Source organism: Hymenobacter persicinus, from assembly GCF_004167665.1.
Taxonomy (GTDB): domain Bacteria; phylum Bacteroidota; class Bacteroidia; order Cytophagales; family Hymenobacteraceae; genus Hymenobacter; species Hymenobacter persicinus.
Genome location: NZ_SEWE01000015.1, coordinates 1 through 23,614 on the forward strand (window position 1 = coordinate 1; position 23,614 = coordinate 23,614).

The 23,614-nt window shown below is 61.5% G+C and carries 20 protein-coding genes; 5 read left to right on the plus strand and 15 right to left on the minus strand.

From position 1 onward, the window contains the following. On the plus strand, positions 1–1,780 hold a 1,780-nt coding region (locus EWM57_RS08980; RefSeq protein WP_129920808.1), incomplete at its 5' end, for a T9SS type A sorting domain-containing protein. A 78-nt stretch (positions 1,781–1,858) separates the two neighbouring features. On the opposite strand, the gene rpoN is transcribed toward EWM57_RS08980, so the two are convergent. Further along, the gene (gene rpoN / locus EWM57_RS08985; protein ID WP_394345409.1) at positions 1,859–3,442 is read right to left on the minus strand and encodes an RNA polymerase factor sigma-54; all 1,584 of its coding nucleotides are present in this window, start codon (positions 3,440–3,442) and stop codon (positions 1,859–1,861) included. A gap of 237 nt (positions 3,443–3,679) precedes the next feature. On the opposite strand from rpoN, the gene asnS reads away from it, so the two are divergent. Further along, positions 3,680–5,083 (plus strand): asparagine--tRNA ligase, encoded by a 1,404-nt coding sequence (asnS, locus tag EWM57_RS08990; protein ID WP_129920810.1) that lies wholly within the window; start codon positions 3,680–3,682, stop codon positions 5,081–5,083. Between the two features lie 433 nt (positions 5,084–5,516). On the opposite strand, the gene EWM57_RS08995 is transcribed toward asnS, so the two are convergent. The 6 genes from EWM57_RS08995 to EWM57_RS09020 all read right to left on the minus strand — a co-directional run bounded on the left by EWM57_RS08995 (position 5,517) and on the right by EWM57_RS09020 (position 12,613). Continuing rightward, entirely contained in the window at positions 5,517–6,563 is a 1,047-nt protein-coding gene (locus tag EWM57_RS08995; RefSeq protein ID WP_129920811.1) for a hypothetical protein, read from the minus strand. Positions 6,564–6,574: 11 nt separating this feature from the next. Further along, the gene (locus EWM57_RS09000; RefSeq protein WP_129920812.1) at positions 6,575–7,870 is read right to left on the minus strand and encodes an alginate O-acetyltransferase AlgX-related protein; all 1,296 of its coding nucleotides are present in this window, start codon (positions 7,868–7,870) and stop codon (positions 6,575–6,577) included. 7 nt (positions 7,871–7,877) lie between these two features. Then, positions 7,878–9,296, minus strand: a complete 1,419-nt coding sequence (locus EWM57_RS09005; RefSeq protein WP_129920813.1) for an MBOAT family O-acyltransferase — start codon at positions 9,294–9,296, stop codon at positions 7,878–7,880. 59 nt (positions 9,297–9,355) lie between these two features. Further along, complete coding sequence (locus tag EWM57_RS09010) at positions 9,356–10,690, minus strand: alginate O-acetyltransferase AlgX-related protein (protein ID WP_165370462.1); 1,335 nt, start codon at positions 10,688–10,690, stop codon at positions 9,356–9,358. A gap of 217 nt (positions 10,691–10,907) precedes the next feature. Then, entirely contained in the window at positions 10,908–11,348 is a 441-nt protein-coding gene (locus EWM57_RS09015) for a hypothetical protein (RefSeq protein WP_129920815.1), read from the minus strand. A 71-nt stretch (positions 11,349–11,419) separates the two neighbouring features. Further along, on the minus strand, positions 11,420–12,613 hold the full coding sequence (locus tag EWM57_RS09020) for an alginate O-acetyltransferase AlgX-related protein (RefSeq protein ID WP_129920816.1): 1,194 nt from the start codon (positions 12,611–12,613) through the stop codon (positions 11,420–11,422). Between the two features lie 256 nt (positions 12,614–12,869). On the opposite strand from EWM57_RS09020, the gene uvrA reads away from it, so the two are divergent. Both uvrA and EWM57_RS09030 read left to right on the plus strand, forming a co-directional pair. Further along, positions 12,870–15,887 carry an excinuclease ABC subunit UvrA gene (gene uvrA, locus EWM57_RS09025; protein ID WP_242510028.1) on the plus strand — a complete coding sequence of 1,006 codons (3,018 nt, stop codon included), beginning with the start codon at positions 12,870–12,872 and terminating at the stop codon, positions 15,885–15,887. 67 nt (positions 15,888–15,954) lie between these two features. After that, positions 15,955–16,386 carry a hypothetical protein gene (locus EWM57_RS09030; RefSeq protein ID WP_129920817.1) on the plus strand — a complete coding sequence of 144 codons (432 nt, stop codon included), beginning with the start codon at positions 15,955–15,957 and terminating at the stop codon, positions 16,384–16,386. A gap of 16 nt (positions 16,387–16,402) precedes the next feature. Here the strand turns inward: EWM57_RS09030 and EWM57_RS09035 are convergent, their stop codons facing one another. The 5 genes from EWM57_RS09035 to EWM57_RS09055 form a co-directional block, all read right to left on the minus strand. Further along, positions 16,403–17,083, minus strand: a complete 681-nt coding sequence (locus EWM57_RS09035) for a TMEM175 family protein (protein WP_129920818.1) — start codon at positions 17,081–17,083, stop codon at positions 16,403–16,405. A gap of 116 nt (positions 17,084–17,199) precedes the next feature. Beyond that, entirely contained in the window at positions 17,200–17,802 is a 603-nt protein-coding gene (locus EWM57_RS09040; RefSeq protein WP_129920819.1) for a DUF4142 domain-containing protein, read from the minus strand. Between the two features lie 176 nt (positions 17,803–17,978). Continuing rightward, positions 17,979–18,659, minus strand: coding sequence for a DUF4142 domain-containing protein (locus EWM57_RS09045; protein ID WP_129920820.1), 681 nt, complete (start codon positions 18,657–18,659; stop codon positions 17,979–17,981). A gap of 64 nt (positions 18,660–18,723) precedes the next feature. Then, positions 18,724–18,954: a hypothetical protein gene (locus EWM57_RS09050; RefSeq protein ID WP_129920821.1), complete on the minus strand. Its 231-nt coding sequence runs from the start codon at positions 18,952–18,954 to the stop codon at positions 18,724–18,726. Positions 18,955–19,003: 49 nt separating this feature from the next. After that, positions 19,004–19,585: a DUF4142 domain-containing protein gene (locus tag EWM57_RS09055; protein WP_129920822.1), complete on the minus strand. Its 582-nt coding sequence runs from the start codon at positions 19,583–19,585 to the stop codon at positions 19,004–19,006. Between the two features lie 188 nt (positions 19,586–19,773). Between EWM57_RS09055 and EWM57_RS09060 the strand changes: the two genes are divergently transcribed. Continuing rightward, positions 19,774–20,625, plus strand: a complete 852-nt coding sequence (locus tag EWM57_RS09060; protein WP_129920823.1) for a hypothetical protein — start codon at positions 19,774–19,776, stop codon at positions 20,623–20,625. A 112-nt stretch (positions 20,626–20,737) separates the two neighbouring features. Here EWM57_RS09060 and EWM57_RS09065 read toward each other — a convergent pair whose 3' ends face one another. The 3 genes from EWM57_RS09065 to queA form a co-directional block, all read right to left on the minus strand. Beyond that, positions 20,738–21,517, minus strand: coding sequence for an enoyl-CoA hydratase-related protein (locus tag EWM57_RS09065; protein ID WP_129920824.1), 780 nt, complete (start codon positions 21,515–21,517; stop codon positions 20,738–20,740). Positions 21,518–21,745: 228 nt separating this feature from the next. After that, positions 21,746–22,438, minus strand: coding sequence for a 2-C-methyl-D-erythritol 4-phosphate cytidylyltransferase (locus tag EWM57_RS09070; RefSeq protein WP_129920825.1), 693 nt, complete (start codon positions 22,436–22,438; stop codon positions 21,746–21,748). 121 nt (positions 22,439–22,559) lie between these two features. Beyond that, on the minus strand, positions 22,560–23,609 hold the full coding sequence (gene queA / locus EWM57_RS09075) for a tRNA preQ1(34) S-adenosylmethionine ribosyltransferase-isomerase QueA (RefSeq protein WP_129920826.1): 1,050 nt from the start codon (positions 23,607–23,609) through the stop codon (positions 22,560–22,562). Between the last annotated feature and the right edge of the window lie 5 nt (positions 23,610–23,614).

The following is a 23,614-nucleotide window of genomic DNA, read 5'->3' on the forward strand; positions in this document are numbered from 1 at the left end:
CGACGCCGTGCGGGTGCAGGGCCCTAACACGACGAGCCAGACTACCTGGACACAAACCACGGTGTGGTCGGCTTCCAAGACGGCTTCCAACTACGTACACGCCGACCACCACGCTATTGTGTGGGTGCCAGTGACGTCGGGGACGGCCACTAAAGCCTTTTTCGCCAGCGACGGGGGCATTGCCTACTCGGCTAACGCCAACTCCACGGCGGCAACGTACGGGCAGCGCAACAACGGCCTGAACATCACCCAGTTTTACGCCCTGGCCCTGCACCCCAGCGACGTAAACTACTTCCTGGCCGGCGCTCAGGACAACGGTACCCAGCGCTACACCCAGGCCGGCGGTCAGGTGACTACCGAGGCTACCGGCGGCGACGGCGCTTTCTGCTTTATCGACCAGAATGAGCCCCAGTTTCAGTTTACGGCCTACATCTACGCCCAGTACCGGCGCTCCACCAACAGTGGCACGAGCTTCACAACTCTGAACCTGAGCACCACGGCCGGCCAGTTTATTAACCCGACCGACTACGACAGCCGCAGCAACACGCTGTATGGCGGCTGGACCGTGGACCGCTTCTTCCGTCTGCCCAGCGCCACGACGGCCGCCGCAACGGCCGTTTCCAACGTATTGCTGGCTACCGGCGCCGGCATGGTTACCCACGTGACGGTGTCACCCAACAACCAGGACCGCCTATTTGTGGGCACCGAGCCCGACTTTTCGGTGGCAACGCCGGGGCCGGGCCACGTGTACCGGGTAGATAATGCCGCTTCCGCTTCGCCCATCGTGACGCTGCTCTACACTGCGCCGGCCGGCATGTCGGTTTCGAGCGTGGCCGTGGAAGCCGGCAACGATGCTCACCTGCTGATGACGCTGTCGAATTACAGCGCCACCGAAGCCAAGGTGCTCGAAACCACGGAAGGCACCAACACCGGCTCCGCAACCGTGGCGGCCGCCACCTGGACCAAACGTCAGGGCGACCTGCCCGACATGCCCGTACGCTGGGCCGTGTTTGACCCGACCGACAACAAACGCGCCCTGCTGGCTACCGAACTGGGCATCTGGAGCACCGACGACCTGACGCAGCCCAGCCCCGCCTGGAAGCCTTCGAGCACGGGCATGGCTAACGTGCGCGTGGACATGCTGCGCATTCGGGCCTCCGACCAGCAATTGGTAGCGGCCACCCACGGCCGGGGGCTGTTTACGTCCGACATCCTGAAAAACCAGCCCATGCCCGTGAAGCTGACCAGCTTTACGGCCCAGAACTCCACGGCCGGCGTGGCAGTGCGCTGGCAAACGGCAATGGAGAAAGATGCCCGTCATTTTGAAGTGGAGCGCTCCACGCGTGGGGAAGCCTTCCAGCACCTGACTACTATAGCCGCGGCAGGCAATTCGAGCACGGCCCACAACTACTCTTACAACGATGCTTCCGTCAGCGGTGGGCTCTACTATTACCGCCTGCGCCAGGTTGACCTGGACGGCACAGTTGTGTATTCGCCGACCGTGGCCGTGACCCGCCAGGGTAGCAGCGCCACCATGTTGACCAGCGTATATCCTAACCCGTTCGGCAATGAGCTGAATCTGGAGCTGCGTGAGCCCCTGACCGGTGATATCGTCACGACGCTCACCAACCTGCAGGGCAGCGTAGTGTTCCGCGCGAAGGGTCAGAGTGCCACCCGCTTGCTGACTGTGCCGGTGCCGGTGCCGCTGGCGGCCGGTACCTACGTGCTGACCGTGCAGGCCGCCGGCCAGCGCGCCACCCGTCGGGTTATTCACCGCTAGGCACGCTGCGTCGCATCAGTCAAACGGCCCCCGGAAAATCTTCCGGGGGCCGTTTTTTTTGGCATTAGCCGCTTTTGCCTACAGCTCCTTGCGGAGGCGGGCCACCGGAATATTAAGCTGCTCCCGGTACTTGGCCACCGTGCGGCGGGCAATGTTGTAGCCGCGGGCGTTGAGCATTTTCTCCAGCTTGTCGTCGCTGAGGGGGCGGCCTTTGCTTTCCCCCTCGATGATTTCCTTCAGAATGTGCTTTACCTCCCGGGAGCTGGCGTCCTCACCCGAGTCGGTGGCAATACCCTCGGAGAAAAAGTACTTAAGCGGGTAAATGCCGAACTCGGTCTGCACCGATTTGGAGTTGGCCACCCGGCTCACGGTGCTGATGTCCATGCCGATTTCGGTGGCAATGTCCTTCAGAATCATGGGGCGTAGCTTGCCTTCGTCGCCCTCGAGGAAGAACTCGCGCTGGTAGCGCACAATGGAGTCCATGGTGCGCAGCAGAGTCTGCTGACGCTGCTTGATGGCGTCGATAAACCAGCGGGCCGAGTCGAGCTTCTGCTTGACGAACGTGACGGCCTCCTTCATTTTCTTGTCCTTCTTGGCCGCCTTGTCGTAGGCCTGGAACATCTCGGTGTAGGCTGGTGCCACCCGTAAATCCGGGGCGTTGCGCGAGTTGAGGGTCAGGTTGAACTGCCCGTTGTCAGAGGTCAGAATGAAGTCGGGTATGATGTACTGCACCTTGCCCATGCCCACGGGGCCGGTGCCGCCGGGTTTGGGGTTGAGCTTCAGAATCAGGGCAATAGCTTCCTTGAGCTCGTCGTCTTCGAGGTCAAGCTTCTGCTGAATGCGCTGGTAATGCTTCTTAGTGAACTCGTCGAAGGTCTCGTGCAGAATCCGCTCGGCGTGCTCGGTTACCTCGTCCTGAGGGCGGCGCTCGAGCTGGAGCATCAGGCATTCCTGCAGGTCGCGCGCGGCAATACCGGCCGGGTCGAAGCTCTGAATAACGTGCAAGACGGCCTCAATATCGGCCTCGCTGGCTTCAATGTTCTGGGAAAACGCCAGGTCGTTGGCAATGGCCGACAGGTCGCGGCGGATGTAGCCGTCGTTGTCGATGGAGCCGATGAGCTGGCGGCCAATGGCTTCCTGCTGCTCGTCGAGGTCGGCAAAGCCCAGCTGGTCCATCAGCGCGTCAATCAACGAGCCGCTGGTGTCGGCCAAGGGCATTTCCCGGTCGTCGTCGGGCTCGCCGGGGCCGTCGCCCTGCATCTTGTATCCCGCAATTTCGTCGTCGTTGAGGTAGTCGCCCAGGTCGAGGTCCTCATTGTCCTTGGTCGTTTCGGCGGGTTCGTCCTTGGCCGGCAGTTCCACTTCAGGCTGCTCGTCGGCACCCTCGTCAAAGTCTTCGTCGAGGGTGTTGTCGTCGGAGTCGAATTCGGAGTCCGGGTCGTCGAAATCATCGTCGTCGGAGTCCGAATCGTCGTCGCGCTCCTGGTCTTCGAGCTCGTCGTCGGAGTTTTCGTCGCCTTCTTCCAGCGCCGGGTTCACTTCAAGCTCTTCTTTGATGCGCGTTTCCAGCTCTGCCGTCGGGATTTGCAGCAGCTTGATGAACTGAATCTGTTGGGGAGACAACTTCTGCGAGAGAAGTTGCTTCATGTCAAGTCGTTGCATACTCGTAAATGCGTATAGCGCCGCGGCGGAAAGGATGCGGCGCTATTTCAAAGATAGACCTTTCTGTACTTGAGTTCAGGCGAAAAAGTTGAGACGAAATCCGGGCATCGGCCGCCGGCGGGCGGCCCCGCGGCGGCAAAAACAAAACATTCGCTGCGGCGAGGCGAAACTGATTTCTGCACTAGCCAAAAGCTCTACCTTTGTTTCTCTGAGTTTTAACCCCGAAATCCGAGTCCGATGTCTGTCAGAAGGTCGAGCGTGCAGGACCTGCTCCAAAGCCAGGAGCTGGAGCGCGAAGTAGTAGTAAAAGGCTGGGTGCGTACCCGCCGTGGCAATAAATACGTGCAGTTCATTGCCGTCAACGACGGTTCGGGCTTCAATTCCATTCAGGTGGTGGCCGACGCCGAGAAGTTTCCCGAGGAAAAGCTCAAGGCCGACGGCGTGGAAAACGGCGCCGCCGTGATGGTGCGCGGCAAGCTGGTGGCCAGCCAGGGCAAGGGCCAGAGCGTGGAAATCCAGGCTTCGGAAATCACCGTCTACGGCAAGGCTGACACCGAAACCTACCCACTGCAGAAGAAAGGCCACTCGCTCGAGTTCCTGCGCGAAATTGCCCACCTGCGCCCCCGCACCAACACGTTTGGGGCCGTGCTGCGCATCCGTCACGCCATGGCCTTTGCCGTGCACCAGTTCTTCAACGACCGGGGCTTTTTCTACGTGCACACGCCCATCGTGACGGGTTCCGACGCCGAGGGCGCCGGCCAGATGTTCCGCGTAACCACCCTGCCCGACCAGAATCCGCCGCTAACGGAGGACAAGTCGGGCGTGGACTACAAGCAGGACTTCTTCGGCAAGCAAACCAACCTGACCGTATCGGGGCAGCTGGAGGGTGAAGTGACGGCCATGGCCCTGGGCAAGGTCTACACGTTCGGCCCCACGTTCCGGGCCGAAAACTCCAACACCGCCCGCCACCTGGCCGAGTTCTGGATGATTGAGCCCGAGGTGGCCTTCAACGACCTGACCGACAACATGGACCTGGCCGAGGAGTTCCTCAAATACTTGGTCCGCTACGCCCTGGATAAGTGCCAGGACGACCTGAAGTTCCTCAACGAGCAGTACGACAAGGAGCTGCTGGGCCGGTTGCAGTTCGTGGTCGACAACGACTTCCAGCGCCTGAATTACACCGAGGCCGTGGAAATTCTGAAGTCGGCCAAGCAGAAGTTCGAGTTTCCCGTGGACTGGGGCACCGACCTGCAGAGCGAGCATGAGCGGTATTTGGTGGAGAAGCACTTCAAGAAGCCCGTTATCCTGACCAACTACCCCAAGGATATCAAGGCCTTCTACATGAAGCTCAACGACGACGGGAAAACCGTGCGGGCTATGGACGTGCTGTTTCCGGGCATCGGCGAAATCATCGGCGGCTCGGAGCGGGAGGAAAGCCTCGAAAAGCTGACCACGCGCATGGCCGAGATGCACGTGCCCGAGCATGACCTGTGGTGGTACCTGGAACTGCGCAAATACGGCACCGCGCCCCACGCCGGCTTCGGCCTGGGCTTCGAACGCCTGATTCTGTTCGTGACGGGCATGGGCAACATCCGCGACGTTATTCCCTTCCCCCGCTTCCCCAAGAGCGCGGAGTTTTAAACCACGGATTCCGGCGGATTCTTCGGATTGCGCGGATTTTGTGGCCGAGTACCAATTAAAAAGGCAGCCCCACCAGGGGCTGCCTTTTTAATTGGTCGTGTTCCAAGCTAGCAGTAGTCCCGCAGCTCCTTGTCGTCAACGGCCACGAGCGTGTCGAGGCGGATTTCGAAGCCGTCCTGCAAACGCAGGTACTCCACTTTGTCTTTGATAAACAGGTCGGTGATGATGCCGCGGGTGGTGCTGGGCGGCGTGTCGGGCTCGGGGCGGTAGGTGAGGGTGCACTCCTAGCCGGTGGTGGCGCGGGCTTCGAGCTCGTCGTAGAAGGAGCAGCTGATGGGATGATACTCGGGCTTGGGCGTGGAAGACATAGCGGCGCGGGAAATGAATGGTGCTCCGCTGAAGTACGTGGTTTTGGCCCCGTGGGTCCAGTTTTTCAGGCCTGTTTTTCCGGTGCTGCGGTGCCGGCCAGCAGCTCGCGCAGGCCTCCAAACAGCGGGTGGCGGTCCAGAATCAGGGCCACGGCGGTCGACACGACGGGCGCGGCCAGCAGCAGCATCCGGCTCATTTCCCCCGACAGCAGCATGTGGGCCAGCACCACGGCCAGCCAGCCCGCGGCCAGCTTCCACGCCAGCCGGGGCAGCCACTGCCGGATGGCGGTGCGCCCACCCCATAAACCGGCCAGCAGCACCAGATTAAACAGCCCGTACACTCCGCTGCAGATAAACAGCCCGCGCGGGGCCAGCAGCCAGCGCAAATTGCTGACGATATTCTGGGTGTGGTCCAGGGCATTAATAAGGCTGTCGACGGCCGGTGGGGGCGCGTAGGCATCGACCAGCGCGTGCACGCCCAGCACCAGCCCGGCGGCGCCCAGCACTACCAGCAGCCGTTGCCAGAGCGGCACAAAGCCTCCGAACAGCAGGACCAACGGCAAAAACAGCGCAAACGACTCCTTTAGCAGCGGCCCCAGCAGCACCACGGCCAGCAGCAGGGGCTGGGAACGGACGGTGAGGGCGTAATACAGCACCACCACGGCCAGCACCACCGCGCTGTCGACCAAGGCCAGGCCCGTTACGTAGGTTGCCGCGCCGCTGGTCATCACGGCGCCCATCCCGATAAGCGCGGGCCCAACGGCGGCACCGTGGGCCCGGGCCGTGCGGAAAAGGTAGAGTCCGGCCCCGGCCAGCAGCAGCCCGTTGATCAGAAAAAAGCTGACTCCGAACGGTGGGCGGCCAGAGGCCGAAATAAACTGGGTGATGCCGTACAGGCCGCGGGCCACCCCGCCGGCCAGCAGGGGCACTACCACCCGGTAGCGGTGTGTCACGGGCACGTCGAAGTTGCCTTCGGCCATGCGCAGGTAGCTGTGCTCGTCGCCGATGTAGTTGTCTGGGTGGTTGGCCAGCAGCAGGTAGGCATTGCTCCAGAGCAGGGCCAGGGCCAGCAAATACACCAGAAACAGGGGCCGGGGGCGGGCAGAGGCCATGAGCTTACCGGCTACAGGTGAGTATGATCGTAGATGTTGGTGGCCTTTTCGTGCATGTGCTTAGCCAATTCGCCATCCTGTGAGGCTTCGTCCCAGGACGCCTCCTTGGTCATCTTCGCGGCCAGGGCGTCAATAGCGGCCTTGTCGGCATCAGTGAGAGGGCGGAAGAGGCGGTAGGCCTGATTGATGAATCCAAAGCCCAGCTGCCCCAGGTTCTGCTCCGTGCAGATAATCATCACAATGTCGCGGCCCGCCAGCTGCTCACCCAGATTCAGCTCACTCACGGTGTGAGTTTCCGGGGTTTGCTCCGGCCAGAAGATCTTTTCGTTGCTGGCCCAGTACCGGGCCCGGGGCCCGAGCAGCTGCTGGTAGAACGGATAGAAGTTGTAGAAGCTCTGCGCGAAACTGTCGCCGATAATCAGCGCGTCGGCGCGCTGCTTGCCGGTTTCGGGCCCAAATACGACGCGGGGATAAGCCATCGGATAAGGCGGCATTTCCCACATCCGGTTCAGAATCAGCTGCAAGTCGTCGTCGGTAAAGCGCAGGGAGTCGGCTTCGGTGGCCACCGTGAGGCCCTGCAGGGCAAAGTCGGGCAGGTCGAGGTGGGTGAGGGCTTCCACGCGCCGGAACATCGTATCAGCCACCAAGGCAGTGGCATAGCCGCTCCAGTGCGTGCCGCCCCGGGGAAACATGGGGTAGCGCGCCGTATCCTGCCACTGCACGAGCAGGGCCGCGGCATCGAGCACATTTAGCCCGCGCTTGCGGGCGGCCTGCATGATGCCGTCGTAGTTGCTCACGCCGCGGGGAATATTGTCGTAGCGCGGCGGAATCATCTTGGGCATCACCCGCGCTTTGCTCGGCGCTATTACCAGCAGCAGCTGGGTGCCGTGGGCCTGCAGCGAATCCTGCACCAGCTTCAGCCGCCGGACTTTATAGTCCAGCTCTTCGTCGCTGGCGTAGTCTTTCCCCAGGTAGACGTCAATAGTAATCGGCTGATACAGCACGTCATCCCGGCCCACAACCACCGTACTCACCTTGGTTTGGTGAAAAAAGGAATAGGCCAGTTGATTGCGCAGCCGGATCAGCCAGTTGCGGAAGCCCAACCGGTCCTGCAGGTAGGCTTCGAGCTGGGGCTGGTAGTTGTTGGTCCGCAGGGTGGTCCAGGTCAGGTCGGGGTGCGACTGCTTGTCGTAGAATCCGTCTAAGGGCTCCACGGTCACCATCGCCAGCTTAGCCTGCAGGGCGGGCAGAATAAATAAGGCCAGCAAGCCCCCGAATAAGAGCCGTTTCAGATAGGGATGCGACACGATAGAATTAGAATCGGAAGTAAATAAAGGGATTGAACGAGCTGCCCACGATGTAGCTCACGCTCAGAATCAGCAGCAGGGCCGTCGCCAGGCTCATGCCGATGGCGCGGGGCAGGGCCAGCCGGTCGGCCGACAGCGTGCCGAGCTCCCAACGCTCCACTCGGGGCAGAGCGGCCATAAAGGAAAAGACCGTGGCCAGCAGCAGCGTAAACCAGAACTCCCGGGTGAAGTTGGGTACGCCCGACCACTCGCCGACCAGCATGCGCCGGATGTAGGCCAGCGCCCCGCTCAGGGTTTCGGCCCGGAACAGCACCCAGCCCACGACGGTAATCAGGAAGGTGGGAATAATGCTCAGCGCGCCAATGCGCTGGTAGATGCGCAGCAGGAAGAGTCGGTCCAGCACCAGAAACAGGCCGTGGAAGGCACCCCAGGCAATGAAGTTCCAGGCTGCGCCATGCCAGAAGCCCGACAGGATAAACACGGTCCAGAGGTTGGCGTACAGGCGGCCGGTGCTCACGCGGTTGCCGCCGAGCGGACTGTAGAGGTAGTCGCGCATCCAGCGGCCCAGCGTGATGTGCCAACGCTGCCAGAACTCGGTGATGGAGCGGGAAATGTAGGGGTTATTGAAGTTTTCGGGAAACTGGAACCCGATCATGCGGCCGATGCCGATGGCCATGTCGGAGTAGCCCGAGAAGTCGAAGTAGATCTGGAAGGTGTAGGCCAGCGCGCCCAGCCAGGCAAGTGGGGCTGATACTTCAGCCGGCGCCAGGGCGAAAATCCGGTCGGCTTCCTGCCCCAGTACGTTGGCAATGAGGGTCTTTTTGGCCAGGCCCAGCACGAAGCGGAACAGGCCGGCCAGCTTGTGGTCGATGGTGTCGAAGGCGGAGCGGTCGGTGAGCTGGTCGGCAATTTCGTGGAAGCGCACGATGGGGCCGGCAATCATCTTCGGGAACAGCATGATGTAGAGCATGAAGTCCCAGAACGACTTCAGGGGCTTGTTCACGCCCCGGTACACGTCGATGGAATAGGTGAGTTTCTCGAAGGTGAAAAACGAGATGCCGATGGGCAGCACAACCTTCTCCCAGGTCAGCCCGCCGCCGCCCATCGCCTCTTTCACGGCGCTAAAGTTTTCGAGAAAGAAGTTGGTATACTTGAAGTAGAACAGCATACCCACGTTGAGGATGATGCTCAAAATAAGGTAGATGCGCTTCTGCCAGCCCTCGGCGGCATCCATGAGCCGAATGATGAAGAAGTTGAGCACTACCGAGCCCAGAAACAAGGCCAGGAAGTTGAGCCCGCCCCAGGCGTAAAACAGCAGGCTGGCGGTCAGGGCCACGAAGTTTTTCAGCCGGGCCGGGGCCAGGTAATACAGCAGCAGAAACGCCGGGAAAAAGTAAAACAGGAATAGGGTACTGCTGAAAACCATAAATCAGGGCAATTAAAAGTAGGAGAGGCGGGTATCGAAGAAAGAAGCAGCACGAATACTCAGGGCGTGGGCCGGAGAAGCTCCCGGTCGTAGCGGGCCAGGGCGGCTTCGTGCAGCGAGTCGAGCAGGGTGTGGCTGCCGTTGTGCTCCTGCTCCCAGATGCGCTGCTGCATCTGCGGCAGCGCCTCCAGCTGCTGCTGGATCTGCTGCACCCGCGCCTGCCCGGCGGCCGACAGCGGGTAGTAGAGGTTGTAGAGCTGATCGAGCAGGCTGTGGTTGGGCAGGTTGTGCTCGGTCATGAGCATGAGCAGAAAGCCGCGCGACTCAATTTCCTTCTGAAAATCGAGCTGGCTCAGCTCGTGGCCTTCCTTGGCGTATTCCTTGTCGTAGACGAAAATAGTGCGGTCCAGGCCCCAGAAGCGCGACTCGGGCGCAAACAGGGTTTGCAGGTAGGGGGCAAACTGCATGAAGGCCCAGTTGAAGCTGTCGCCGATGATGAGCAGGTTCGGCCGCTTCTGCCCGGCCCGCAACGAGTCGAACGTGACGACGGGGTAGGCCGTGGTCGGGTAGTGGGGATAGGGGAAAATCAGGTTCATGGCCCCGTTCAGGTCGCCGTCGGTGAAGCGGATGGTGTCGCCGCTTACGGCTAGCGGGCCGTGCCGCCGAAAGTTGATCAGGTCGAACTTGCCCACCTGCTCGATGCGGGCAAACAGCGTGTCGGCCACCAGGCTGGCCCCGTAGCCGCTCCAGTGCGTGCCGCCTTTCGGAAACAGCGGGTGGCTGGTGGTGTCTTTCCAGAGCTTAAACAACTGCGCGGCATCCAGCAGATTAACGCGCTGCTTTTTCATTTCCCGCATAAATACCGCGGAGTTGGTGCGGTCGGTGGGCGGGCGCTGGTAGTCGTTGGGCAGGGTTTCGGGCTGGTAGCGGGGCTTGTTGGGCGCCATCACGAACAGAAATGGCACGCCACGCTGGGCCAGCGCTTCCTGCACGGCCCGGATGCGCCGCACGCGGTAGGCAATTTCCTCTTCGCCTATAAAATCCTGCCCCTGAGCCGCGGCCACGGTGCCCGGCTGAAACAGCACCAGGTCTTTGCCCACCAGCAGGTCGGAGGAGCGGGCGATGCCCAGCCAGGACAAGGAAAGCTGGTTGCGGAACCGGATCAGCCAGTTGCGAAAGCCAAGCCGGTCTTCCAAGTACTGTTCCAGGGAGGGTTGGTAGGTGCCGGCCAGCAAACCTTCCTTGCTGAATTCGGGGTGGGGAACTTCGTGGTAGGCGCCCTGCAGGGGCGCCATCTGCACCCACTCAAACTTGGCTTGCAAGGCCGGGAGCAACAGCAACAGCAGCAGCAGGGAGAGTAGAATGCGTTTTACAAAAACTGACTGGGCAGCCATAGAATACTGGTAGCTGGAGCAAACGGCCTTTGGCCCGGGAGCAAAAAGCCTCATTATCGGAGCCGTAGCGGCCCGGGTAGAGGTAAAATTAAAGCAAGGAACGGGTATTTTCCTGATTTGCCAACTGCCCGCCGCTACCGTGCCCGCCACTTCGGGGCATAAAAAAAGCCTCTTCCGAAGAAGAGGCTTTGCGGGGTGGGGCGGGTAGGGCCGCTGCTTAGTGCTTGCCCCGGCCTTTGCCGTTGCCGTGTCCGTTACCGCGGCCGTTGCCCTGGTTCCCTTGGTTACCATAGTACTTTTTGGCTTGGCCGGGAGGCATACCGTGGGGGTGACCCTTGTATTTGGTGCGGTATTCCTCGATGCGGACCCAGGGCTGAGCCCCCACGTAGTCGATTACCACGGGGTGGAAGCTGCGCGGGTCGTAGCCGGGATTTGCCAGGCGGGCCCACTGCCCGTTGCGCAGCACCACGTACTGCTGGTCGCGCACGTCGTAGTAGCCGTCGACTTCCGGAATGTAGTAATACTGGGTATTCGGTCCCACGGCCGGACCCCAGGAGGGCGGGTTGATGTTGATATTGACCTGAGCCTGGGCCGGCGAGGCCAGACCGAGCAGCAGGAAAAACGAGGCGCCGAGGGAAAGCTTGGGGAGAAGTTTCATGGCAGAAAAAGTTTGCGTGCAACAGAATTGATGCACGGGGTTTGGCAAGAACGGGGCCAAACCGGCCGGGGTTACGGCGCGGGCGCCGTAACCCCGGCCGGTGCAAAGGCCTGCAACGCGGCTTCGCTAAAACCCATGTCGAAACTCTTCAGGTTGTGCTCGTTGAACAGCACCAGCACCACGTCATGCCGGAGCAGCTCGGCCTTACGGTCGAGGCGGCTGACGGAAGTTTCCCCGCTGAGCTGCCCGTTGTGCTTGCGCCACTGCACCTCCTGGTTGTAGTACCACAGGTGGGAGTCGTCGGCAAACAGCTGGTCTAGGTAAGGATAATACTCAATCAGGGTCCAAACGAAACTGTCGCCGACCACCAGCAGGCGGGGCTTGCGCTGGCCGGGCTTAAGCGGGTCAAACACCACCGTGGGGTAGGCCATGGGGAAAGCCGCCGGGGCCCACAGCAGATTCATGGCCCGCACCATGTCGTCGTCGGTGGAGCGGGGGGTAGTGCTGACTTCCAGGCCAGTGGTGCGGAAGTCGGGCAAGTCGAAGCGGCCGAGCTGCTCGAGGCAGGGAAACAGCACCCGGGCCGCCCGCGTTACGCCGTACAGGCTCCAGTGAATGCCGCCCCGCGGAAATAGCGGGTACGCCGCCGAGTCTTTCCAGGCCCGAAACTGCGCTCCAAAGTTGAGCACGTGAATGCCGGCGGCCTGCATCTCGGCTGCGTAGAGCGTGGCATTGGAAGGCTGAGGCCAGGCCACGCGGTAGGCTTCGGGAACGAACTCGGGGTAGAAAGCCGCTTTGCTGGGTGCAATAACGTAGAGCAGCACCTTGCCGCGCCGGGCCAGCGTGTCCTGCAGGGCCCGCAATTGCGCCACGTGGCGCTGACGCTCCCCGGCGGGCACCACGTCTTGGCCCTGGGCCGCCCACACCGGGTCTTCCTCAAACAGCACGCCCCGCAAGCCGACGAGTACGCTAAACACTTTCGCCTGACCCAGGACCGAGTAGGCCAGCTGGTTGCGGGGCCGGATCCACAGGTCGCGGAAACCGACCTGCTCGGAAGCGTAGCGTTCCAGGGCTGGCTGGTAGGTGTTGTCGCGCAGGCCGGCCCAGTCCAGCACCGGGCGCGGGGCCGGCTGCTGGTAGCCGCCCAGCGGGCCGTTGCGAAAGAACTTGAGGTTGACGGCCGTCTGCACCGCTGGCAGCACCAGCAGCCCGAGCAGGACCACGAACAGCGCCTGCTTGCCCCGGGAGGCTACCGCTCTACGCACGGATGGAAATAAAAGTAGCCGTCAGCGGGCCGTTACACATCATAGCCGAAAATAAACGTAGAAGCGAGTTTGATACTACTGCCCGCCGTCGGGCACAAAAGACAGCAATTTCTTGTTACTCCCCATCTGCACCGCCCCCGGCCGCCGGCCCGAATCTTTCGGGCCCGATCTGCTAACCAGATTGGTAAATAACGGATTCGGGTGGCGAAAGGGGCGCCAGATGCGTACCTTTGCGGACTTATTCGACTTGCTCTGAATGGCTAAGAAAACCAAGGCGGCCCCGGTCGCCGCTACGCCTGAAATCACCGTTTCCGCCGCCGTGGCCGACAATGCCCACGGTCATACCACCGCCGCCGTGCAGGCCGTGCCCCGGGCTGGGGAGGTTAGTGAAGCCGTCCTCGACGCCCGCGCCGACCAGCAGCCCGTGGGCGGAGCCGAGGTAGAGGCGCCGTTTATCGAGGTGTACGGGGCCCGGGAGCACAACCTGAAAAACGTGTCGGTGAGCATTCCGCGCGGGCAGCTGGTGGTGTTTACCGGCATTTCGGGCTCGGGCAAATCGTCGTTGGCTTTCGACACGATTTATGCCGAAGGCCAGCGCCGCTACATGGAAACGTTTTCGGCCTACGCCCGCTCCTTCATGGGCGGCCTGGAGCGCCCCGACGTAGACAAAATCGAGGGGTTGTCGCCGGTAATCAGCATCGAGCAGAAGACGACCTCGCGCAACCCCCGCTCCACAGTGGGCACCATCACCGAGATTTACGACTTTCTGCGCCTGCTCTACGCCCGCACCGCCGAGGCGTTCAGCTACGCCACCGGCGCGAAGATGATCCGGCAGAGCGACGAGCAGATCATCAATTATATCCTCAAGCACTTCGCCGACAAGAAGCTGGTGGTGCTGGCGCCGGTGGTGAAGGGCCGCAAGGGTCACTACCGGGAGCTGTTCCAGCAGATTGCCAAGCTGGGCTTTACCAAGGTGCGCGTGGACGGGGAACTGCTCGACATCACGGCCAAGATGCAGGTGGACCGCTACAAGATCCACGACATCGAAATCGTCATTGACCGGCTCAAGGCGACGAAAGAGGACCGGTTCCGCCTCTCCGGCTCGGTGCAGAACGCCTTGACCCACGGCAAGGGCACCATGCTGGTGCTGGACTCCGACTCGGGCAAGACGCAGTTTTTCTCGCGCTTTCTGATGGACCCGACTACCGGCATTGCCTACGATGACCCGGCGCCCAACACGTTCAGCTTCAACTCGCCCTACGGCGCCTGCCCGACCTGCAACGGCCTGGGCGAGGTCCAGGAAATCACCGAGGACTCGGTGCTGCCCGACAAGAAGCTCAGCGTGAGCCGCGGCGGCATTGCCCCTCTGGGCGAGTACCGCGACATCTGGATTTTTCAGCAGCTGAGCTTAATTCTCAAAAAGCAGAAGTTCAGCCTCAGCACCCCGCTCGAAAAGCTGCCCGCCGACCTGATTGAGCGCCTGCTGTACGGCGTGCCCGAGGATGAGGACGCCGACCCCAAGAAAAGCAGCTACACCGAGCCCTTCGAGGGCATCATCCCCTTCCTGCGCCGGCAGATGGAGTCCGACTCGGAAAACATCCGGGCCTGGATTCAGGAGTACACCCAGGCCCGGCAGTGCCCCGAGTGCCACGGCTACCGTCTCAAAAAGGAAAGCCTGCACTTCAAGATTGCCGACAAAAACATCGGCGAGCTGTCGGTGATGGACATCAAGGAGCTCAGCACCTGGTTTGAGAACCTGGAAGACCGGCTCACCGAGCGCCAGAACGTCATTGGCCGGGAGCTGCTCAAGGAAATCCGCAAGCGGATCGGCTTTTTGCTGGAAGTGGGCCTCGAATACCTCGACCTGCACCGCTCCGTACGGACCTTATCGGGTGGGGAAAGCCAGCGGATTCGCCTGGCCACCCAGATTGGCACCCAGCTCGTGGGCGTGCTCTACATCATGGACGAGCCCAGCATCGGCCTGCACCAGCGCGACAATGAGCGGCTCATCAAGGCTCTGCAGCACCTGCGCGACATCGGCAACTCGGTGATTGTGGTAGAGCACGACAAGGACATGATTATGAATGCCGACTACGTCCTGGACATTGGTCCGGGCGCCGGCATCCACGGCGGCCATATCGTGGCCCACGGCTCGCCCAAGGATATTTTCAGCTCCGGCAGCCTGACTTCGCAGTATCTGAGCGGGGAAAAGCACATCGAGCTGCGCCGACAGAAGCGCAAGGGCGACGGGGGCCAGCTGGTGCTCAAGGGTGCCACCGGCCACAACCTCAAGAACGTCACGGCCAAGTTCCCGCTGGGCAAGCTCGTGGCCGTAACGGGCGTGTCGGGTTCGGGCAAGTCGTCGTTGATTCACGACACGCTGTACCCGATTCTCAACCAGTTCTTCTTCAACTCCAAGAAGGACCCGCTGCCCTACCAGAGCATCGAAGGGCTGGAGCTGATTGACAAGGTAATCGAGGTGGACCAGTCGCCGATTGGGCGCACGCCGCGCTCCAACCCGGCCACGTACACGGGCGTGTTCACCGAAATCCGCAGCCTGTTTGCTTCCCTGCCCGAGGCCAAAATCCGGGGCTACGGGCCGGGGCGCTTCTCCTTCAACGTGAAAGGTGGGCGCTGCGAAACCTGCGAGGGCGCGGGCATGCGCACCATCGAAATGAACTTCCTACCCGACGTGCACGTGCCCTGCGAAACCTGTAAGGGCCGCCGCTACAACCGCGAAACCCTGGAAGTGCGCTTCAAGGGCAAGAGCATCACCGACGTGCTCGACATGACGGTGGAAAAGGCTGTGGAGTACTTCGAAAACCAGCCCCGCATCATCCGCAAGATCCAGGTGCTCAACGAAGTTGGGCTGGGTTACCTCACGCTGGGTCAGCAGGCCACCACGCTCAGTGGCGGCGAGGCCCAGCGGGTGAAGCTGGCCACCGAGCTGGGCAAGAAGGACACCGGCAAAACGTTCTACATCCTCGACGAGCCTACCACCGGCCTGCACTTCGAAGATATCAACCACCTCTCCGACGTGCTCCAGAAGCTGGTCGATAAGGGCAACACGGTGCTCATCATCGAGCACAATCTCGACCTGATTAAGGTCGCCGACCACGTCATTGACCTCGGCCCCGAGGGCGGTGGGGGCGGCGGCACCATCGTGGCCCAGGGCACGCCCGAGCAGGTGGCTAAAGTGAAGAAAGGCCACACGGCCCGCTTCCTGGCTGAAGAGCTCAAAGTCAGTAAGTACGCCGACGGCAAATCGGCTTAACCTGTACAGCAGCAGTTGTAAATGAGGCCGGGAAATCATTATTTCCGGCCTCATTTTTTTCCGGCTTATGCGCGCTCTGCTTCTGCTCCCCATTCTGGCGGTCCTGACCGCCGCTACTACCCCCGGCACGCCACCGGCGGGCACCCGCTTCGAAGGCAAGTTCACCAACGGCCTGAAAGGCAACACGCTTAGCTTCGTGCTGGCGCCCGACGGGAAAACCATCAGTGACGTCACCTTCAAAGGCTACTGGCGCTGCGACGGGAAGCTGGAAATGCTGGGGGCCACGGGACCAAAAGGGACCTTCGCCGTGACCAACGGCACCATTGCCGGCCGCCTCTGTGAGCCCCCGAATGGCGGCGCCTCGGCCTGGTGCTTCGATCTGGGCGGCAAGCTCACCGGCAAAACGGCCACCGGCCGCTTCCGCATGAACATCAACGCCCTGCGCTGCGACTCCTACGAGCTGCAGTGGGAAGCCGCGGCCGTGGGGCCGGCCAAGTAGAGCTCTGCTCGTTCTGCTACGCTAACACCCGGGTGCCGTGCTGGGCCCGGTACGCCTCGTCCAAGCGCTTATGCCGGCGGTTGACCCACAGGCTGAGCAGTGGGAATGCCACGGCCGGAATACCCCGCAGTACTACCGCCGGCAGGAAAAAGGCCAGCACAATGCTGGTGCCGAATACGATAGGAGCCATCAGGGGCCGGGACAAATCCAGGTCGGCGTGCTCGTGCTCGGGGTGGTCCACCAAGTGGTGGTGAGGGTTGCGCAGGTGGCGTTGCAGCAGAATCTGCATGATGCCGGTGAAACTCACGTTGATGCTGTACACAATCCAGGGCGTGCGCAGCAGACCGTACTCACTCTGGTAGGCCGTGGTGAAGGGCATCAGAATGATGCTGAGCAGGAAAAGCAGGTTCAGCCAGAGCAGCTTGTTGTCGAGGCGGCGCACAAAGCGGAAGATGCGGTGGTGGGCCGTCCAGTAGATGGCAATGATAAAGAAGCTCAGCAGAAAGCCCACAAACTTCGGAATCAGGCGCAGTAGCACGTTCAGCACGTCGATTTCCCGGGGGTGGTGCAACTCGGGCACCTTGATTTCGATGACCAGCAGGGTGATGGCAATGGCAAAAACCGCGTCGGTGAACAGAATGACGCGCTCAATCTGGAAGGCGTCGCGGTGTTGTTGGGCTTTTTCAGTGCCGTCCATGCGGGTCCGGGGCCGGGGAAGGTAAGTCGGCCGGCTAAAGATAAAGCGTGGCCCGACAAGCCAAAAGCCGCCGCAGAATATTCCGCGGCGGCTTTCAGGGAAAGTTTGCGAGCAGCTTACTTCCGGTCTTTCACCGCGGCGTACATCTGCTGGGCCATTTCGAGGTGATGTTGCAACACCGGCACCTGCTTGGTGGCAAACGCCTTCAGGGTCGGGTCAGCGGCTTTCACGGAGGCCTCGGTGAATTCCTTCACGTCTTCTTCGTGGTCTTTCACCATTTCCTTGAGGTACTCCTTGTCCAGGTCGGCGCCCTTTTCCTCGGTCACGTCTTTGTACACCTTGGCGTGGTCATCACCGAGGGCGGCAGGCAGGGTAACGTTCTTGGCGGCAGCAATACTTTTCAGCTCTGCATTGGCTTTGGTGTGGTCGGCCACCATCTGCGAGCCAAACTGCTTGCCTTCGGTGGTGCTGCCGTTTTTGGCCACGTAGTCGCCGAGCTGCACTTCCAGCATGCCCCCGCTGGCCGCCTTGGTCAGAAACTCGGAGTCGAAGTCCAGCTTTTTCTCTTCTACTTTGCCCAATTCGGTGTCGGTGGTAGCCGCCGCGTTCTTGGATTCGTTTTCACTCTGGGCGGTTTCCACCGAATCCTGCTTCGTGGAGCAGCCGGCGGCACCCAATAGCACGCCCGCGCACAGCAGGCCATACAACGTCTTTTTCATGGGAAAAACGGGTTGAAAAGTGTGGTAGTGAAGTAAATAAGCGGGGTGATTGGAGCAAAGGAGCGGAAAGCCGACCCGGCACCGACGGCGAAAAAATATGCCGCCGCCCAGCCGGCCAGGAAGCAGAAAGTCGCCGGGAAAACGGCCCGACGACTTTCTGCCAGGAGTAGCTTGGCCTACATTTTCATGTCGGCGCCCTTCTTCGACATATCCAGGTGGCCCTGCACGACGGGCGTTACCTTACCGATAAAGCCCTGCACATCAGCGTCCTTGGTCATTGCCTGGTGGGCCTTGAGCGTGTTGAGCGTTTTCTGATGGTCCAGCACCATCTGATCCATGAACTTCTTCTCGAAATCCTTGCCCGAGAGCTTGCGCATTTCGGCGGCCAGGGCTTTATGTTCCCCGTCCATGTCGGGAGGCAGCACCACGTTTTTCTTGCTGGCAATGGCCTTCAGGTCCGTGGTCGACTTGGTGTGGTCCTTGATCATCATGTTGGCGTGGTCTTTCACCATGCCCGTCACGCCTTTTTCGAGGGCCAGCTTGCTGAGCTGAATCTCGTTTTGGTCGCTGGCCGCCGCCGACTGCATAAACTCGGCATCCGTCGAGTGCGGTGCCGTAGGCCCTTCGGCGCTGGCATTGTTGGCATTCATATCGACGGGGGCCGTGCTGTTGGCGGCGGGGCTGCCTTCCACGGTTGCATCGGCCGGCATGGTCGTCATGGTTGAGTCGCCGGTGGTGCCGTTGTTCATGGTGTTGTCGCTGGCGTTGCCGCCGGCTGTTTCCGAAGTCGGGCCACTGTTGCAGGCCGTGGTGGCAACCAAGGCGGTGCCCAGTAAGCCAAGCAGAATGGTTTTCATAGCGGTAGGAGGTTGGTTGGTGGGAGGTGGGAGGTTGCAGAAACGGGGTCAGTTAGGGCAAAGCCTAGCGGGTGGTGGTATCGGCGGCGGCCGAGTCGGGGTTGGCCGTTACCGTTGGGCCGGCGTCGTTGTCGATAACGGTGGCGTCAGCTTGTACGCCGCCTTCTTCAGTTGCTTTGTCCATATCACTGACGGCTTCACCGGCGGTGCCGTCGGTACGTTTGGCGGAGTCGCCGCAGCTGGCCAGGGACAGGGCGCCGGCAACGAGCAGCAGCGAAAAGAGGTGCTTGGTCATGGGAGTGGGGTAGTAGGTGAAGGAGGAAAAATGGATAAGAAAAAAGTGTCTATTTAGTGACCTGCACCTGGTCCTGGGCTTGCTTGGCCATGTCGAGGTGCTCTTTCAGGGTAGGCAGGTACTTGGCCGCAAAGCCGCGGATGTCGCCGTCGTAGGCATCCTCGCTCATGTCGTCGAAGGCGTCCACGTCGTTGGCGTGGTCATCCACCATCGTTTCGAGGTAGCGCCGGTCAAATTCGGTGCTGGGCAGGCCCGCCAGCTCCTGGTAGGTTTTCTGCTGCTTGCCCCCGAGGCCGGCGGGCAGCACGATGCCTTTTTGCTCGGCCAAAGTTCGGAGCGCCGTATTCACCTCCGAGTGCTGGGTGGCCATGCGCTGGCCAAACTCCTTCACGGCGGGGGCGGTGCCCTTCTGCTGGGCCAGCTTGCCGAGTTCCACTTCCAGCAGTCCGTCGCTGGCGGCATCCACCATAAACTCGGCGTCGCGCTCCTGCTTCTTGGTGATGTTGGCGTCGCCGATGCGCTTCTCGTTTTGAAACCGCGCTTCGGCCACCGGGTCCTTTTTGCTGGCGTCAGAGGACCAGGCTCCCAGAAGTAACAAGCTGAACGGTAGAATGAAGCGGGCAGAATGCATAACGAGGAGCTAGGGCGGCCGGTCAATGGGAACCGGTGAAAGACTATACGCCGGCCCGCTCCGGTGGTTGGAAAAGAGAATAGTTCCGGGGTTGATAAATTTTTTTCGAAGGCGCTTAAACCTCCGCCGGGGCCGGGCCTCCAAGTGACGAATCTGACCAACAACTCCCACACTTTTTCGCCCTGCTCATGACCACCTCCGCTTTCCGCTCCCTGGGTCTGGCCACCCTCGCCAGCAGCCTGCTGCTGCTCTCCACGGCCTGCAACAAAGACAACACTGCCCCGGCTGACAATCTGGAATCGGCGGAAGATAACGGCAGCGCCGAAGAGGAAAACGCGGCCATCGGCGACATCATCAATGCCACCGCACCCGCCGATGCCAGCCTGGCCAACGGTGACTACGCGGCAAGCCTCGAAGACCGGGACAAAGTGCTGGGCCGCTGCGCCACGCGCACTTACAACCCCGCCACGCGCACCCTCACCATCGATTTTGGTACTACCAACTGCCTCTGCCCCAACGGTAAAACCCGCCGCGGCAAGATTGTGGTCGTCTTCAGCCCGGGCCCGTACCGGCAGCCGGGCGCCGTCACGACCGTGACGCTGGTTAACTACTTTGTCAACGACAACCAGCACACCGGCACCCGGGTGCTGACTAACCTCGGGAACGGCTCGTTCAGCCTCGACGTGCAGAACGCCAGCATCATCACGCCCACCGGCACGCACAGCTGGAGTTCCCAGCGCCAGTACCAGCGCACGGCCGGCTTCGGCACGCCCACCATCCTCGACGATGAGTACCTGGTGAGCGGGCAGGCCACGGGCACCAACCGCAAAAAAGTGAGCTACACGGCTACTATCCAGCAGCCGCTGCTCAAGAAATTTGCGCCCGGCTGCGCCCGCCACTTTGTTTCGGGTACCGTGAACATCACCAACTCCCGGGAGAAGGGCATGCTGCTCAACTACGACCCCACCGGCACGGCCGCCTGCGACAATATCGCCACCATCACGGTGAATGGCCGCACCCGCACCATCACTCTGCGCTGATTAGCCGCTCTATAAATTCCAGACCACACTTATTGCAACCCGAAAACCGGCCGGCTCCCGTAGGAGTCGGCCGGCTTTCTTTTAGGGGTAGTGTCGACGGAAGCGGACTGAGCTATTCGCCGCGGAAAACCGGCTTGCGCTTCTCCGTGAAGGCCGTCACGCCCTCCTGGTAGTCCGCCGATTCGCCGGCAATCTGCTGGCAGTGAGCTTCGTAGTCGAGCATTTCGTCCAGGGACGCCGCCCCGGCCTTGTTAAGCATCTGCTTGATGAGGCCAATCGACTTGGTGGGCGCCGCCGCGTAGCGGGCTGCCAGCGCCGCCACGGCCGCGTCCAGCTCAGCGGGGGCCACCACTTGGTTGACCAGTCCCAGCTGCAAGGCTTCGGCTGCCGTTATTTTCGAGCCCAGGGTACAGAGCTCAAACGCTTTGAGCGAGCCCACCAGCCGGGGCAGAAAGTACGAGGAGCCCGAGTCCGGCACGAGCCCGATGTTGATGAAAACCTCAATTAGGGAGGCGTCGGTGGAGGCAATTAGCGCGTCACAGGCCAGGGCCAACGAGCAGCCCGCGCCTGCCGCCACGCCGTTGATGCGCCCGATGATGGGCTTGGGCAGGCTGCGCATGGCCCGGATGATGGGGTTGTAGCGCTGGTGCAGGGAGTCCGAAAACGTGCTTTGCTCGTCGGTCTGCGCTGCTTTCAGGTCCTGGCCCGAACAAAACGCCCGGCCGGCCCCGGTGAGCACCACGGCCCGCACGGCCGAATCGGCGGCCACCTGCTGCAGCGCGTCCTGCAGCTCGTAGCTCAGGGCGTTGTTGAAGGCATTGAAGACGTCGGGGCGGTTGAGCGTGATGGTGGCCACGCCGTTTTGAACGTCGTAAAGCAGGCTGGTATACATGGTGGAGTGGTGAACTTGTGAGATGGTGAAGTGGTGAATTGTCGTTCTGCCGGACCTGTCATGGCGAGGAGGCACGACATTCCGCGTATGAGGCGTCAATTCGTCCTCTCAAATGTACCCAACTCCTTTTCAGCAAAAAGGCCGGGATTAGCATTCGAGTCTGCTCACCTTCTCAGAATTGCCCATAACGGCCGAACAGCAAACTCACCATTTCACGAGTTCACCATCTCACCGCTCCTGCCGCAGCAGGGCCTCAGCCAGAATCAGGTCTTCGGGCGTCGTGATTTTGAGGTTGCGGTAGTCCCCGTCCACAATGTGAATCGGGCACAAGTCCTCTACCACGCTGGCGTCGTCGGTGAAGGTGGGCAGCTCGGGTAGCTGGTAGGCCCGGCGCAGCAAATCTAGGTCGAAGCACTGGGGCGTCTGCACCAGGCGCAGGCGGGAGCGGTTCAGGGCGTAAGAACCCCGCTGGGCCAAGTTGCGCACCGAGTCCTTGGGCGTCACGGCCACCACCACGGCCTTGTAGGTTTCGGCGGCGGCAAAGGCCCGCTCAATGATGGTGCGCGAGGCCAGGGGCCGTACCCCGTCGTGCACGGCCACGATGCCGTCGGGCTGGCCCAGTGCCGCCAGCCCGTTGCGCACCGAGGCCCAGCGCGAGTCGCCGCCGGCTACCACGGTGTGCGGAATCTGCACGTGGTGGCGGGCGCAGAGCTCTTCCCAGACCGCAAACTGGTCGGCGGGCAGCACCACCACGAGCTGGGTCACGCGCAGGGAAGCTTCGGCAAAGCGCCGCAGCGTGTGCAGCAACACCGGCTCGCCGAGCAGCTCCAGAAACTGCTTGGGCCGGTCGGCGCCCATGCGCGTGCCGCTGCCGCCGGCCACCAGAATGGCAAATCGGGGATAAGAAGAGGAGTCAGTCATGGGAAAGCCTAAACAGCCGGCAAATAACGAATAGTCCGACAAGCAAAACGCCGGCTACCCCTGCGGGCATCCGGCGTTTTGTGGAAGCAGGAACCGCGGCAGCGCCGGCGGCTCGTCAGCCTTACAGGATCAGCATAGCGTCGCCGTAACTGAAGAACTTGTATTTCTCCTTGATAGCCAGCTTGTAAGCCTCAATCAGCAGCTCGTGCCCGGCGAAGGCCGAGGTCATCATCATCAGCGTGCTTTCGGGGGTGTGGAAGTTGGTGAGCAGGGCGTTGGCAATTTTGAAATCGTACGGGGGGAAGATAAACCGGTCGGTCCAGCCCTGGTTTTCCTTCAGGCGGTTGTTGGCCGATACCGACGATTCCAGCGCGCGCATCGTGGTGGTACCCACGGCGCAGACGCGCTTTTTGGAATCCAGAGCCTTGTTGACTACTACCGCGGCCTCGGCGGGCACGATGAAGTTCTCGGAGTCCATCTTGTGCTTGGTCAGGTCTTCCACGTCGACGGGGCGGAAGGTGCCCAGGCCCACGTGCAAGGTCACGGCGGTTACTTCCACGCCCTTAATTTCCAGGCGCTTCATCACCTCGCGGGTGAAGTGCAGACCGGCCGAAGGCGCGGCCACGGCGCCCGTATGCTTGGCGTAGATAGTCTGGTACCGCTCTTTGTCGGCCGGTTCGGCCTCACGGGTAATCGACTCCCGGGGCAGAGGCGTCTCGCCGAGGTCGTGCAGGGCTTTGTAGAACTCCTCATCGGAGCCGTCGAACAGAAACTTGATGGTGCGGCCGCGCGAGGTTGTGTTGTCGATAACCTCGGCCACCATGTCCGACTCGCCGAAGTAGAGCTTGTTGCCCACCCGAATTTTGCGGGCCGGGTCCACGAGTACGTCCCAGAGGTGAATTTCCTTGTTGAGCTCCCGTAGCAGGAACACCTCGATTTTGGCGCCGGTCTTTTCCTTGTTGCCGTAGAGGCGGGCCGGAAACACCTTCGTGTCGTTGAGCACGAAAGCGTCGCCCTCGCCGAAGTATTCGATGATGTCCTTGAACACGCGGTGCTCGATCTTGCCCGTGTCGCGGTGCAGCACCATCAGGCGGGACTCGTCGCGGTTTTTGGCTGGGTGCTGCGCCAGCAGGTTCTCAGGCAGATCAAATTTGAACTCGGAAAGTTTCATGGGCA

Coding starts and splice junctions, on each gene's coding strand:
- EWM57_RS09070 (WP_129920825.1), bottom strand. CDS start 22,438: ATGACTGACTCCTCTTCTTATCCCCGATTTGCCATTCTGGTGGCCGGC.
- EWM57_RS09050 (WP_129920821.1), bottom strand. CDS start 18,954: ATGACCAAGCACCTCTTTTCGCTGCTGCTCGTTGCCGGCGCCCTGTCC.
- EWM57_RS09030 (WP_129920817.1), top strand. CDS start 15,955: ATGCGCGCTCTGCTTCTGCTCCCCATTCTGGCGGTCCTGACCGCCGCT.
- EWM57_RS09015 (WP_129920815.1), bottom strand. CDS start 11,348: ATGAAACTTCTCCCCAAGCTTTCCCTCGGCGCCTCGTTTTTCCTGCTG.
- rpoN (WP_394345409.1), bottom strand. CDS start 3,442: ATGCAACGACTTGACATGAAGCAACTTCTCTCGCAGAAGTTGTCTCCC.
- EWM57_RS08995 (WP_129920811.1), bottom strand. CDS start 6,563: ATGGCCTCTGCCCGCCCCCGGCCCCTGTTTCTGGTGTATTTGCTGGCC.
- EWM57_RS09045 (WP_129920820.1), bottom strand. CDS start 18,659: ATGAAAACCATTCTGCTTGGCTTACTGGGCACCGCCTTGGTTGCCACC.
- EWM57_RS09040 (WP_129920819.1), bottom strand. CDS start 17,802: ATGAAAAAGACGTTGTATGGCCTGCTGTGCGCGGGCGTGCTATTGGGT.
- EWM57_RS09065 (WP_129920824.1), bottom strand. CDS start 21,517: ATGTATACCAGCCTGCTTTACGACGTTCAAAACGGCGTGGCCACCATC.
- EWM57_RS09060 (WP_129920823.1), top strand. CDS start 19,774: ATGACCACCTCCGCTTTCCGCTCCCTGGGTCTGGCCACCCTCGCCAGC.
- EWM57_RS09005 (WP_129920813.1), bottom strand. CDS start 9,296: ATGGTTTTCAGCAGTACCCTATTCCTGTTTTACTTTTTCCCGGCGTTT.
- EWM57_RS09035 (WP_129920818.1), bottom strand. CDS start 17,083: ATGGACGGCACTGAAAAAGCCCAACAACACCGCGACGCCTTCCAGATT.
- uvrA (WP_242510028.1), top strand. CDS start 12,870: ATGGCTAAGAAAACCAAGGCGGCCCCGGTCGCCGCTACGCCTGAAATC.
- asnS (WP_129920810.1), top strand. CDS start 3,680: ATGTCTGTCAGAAGGTCGAGCGTGCAGGACCTGCTCCAAAGCCAGGAG.
- EWM57_RS09055 (WP_129920822.1), bottom strand. CDS start 19,585: ATGCATTCTGCCCGCTTCATTCTACCGTTCAGCTTGTTACTTCTGGGA.
- queA (WP_129920826.1), bottom strand. CDS start 23,609: ATGAAACTTTCCGAGTTCAAATTTGATCTGCCTGAGAACCTGCTGGCG.
- EWM57_RS09010 (WP_165370462.1), bottom strand. CDS start 10,690: ATGGCTGCCCAGTCAGTTTTTGTAAAACGCATTCTACTCTCCCTGCTG.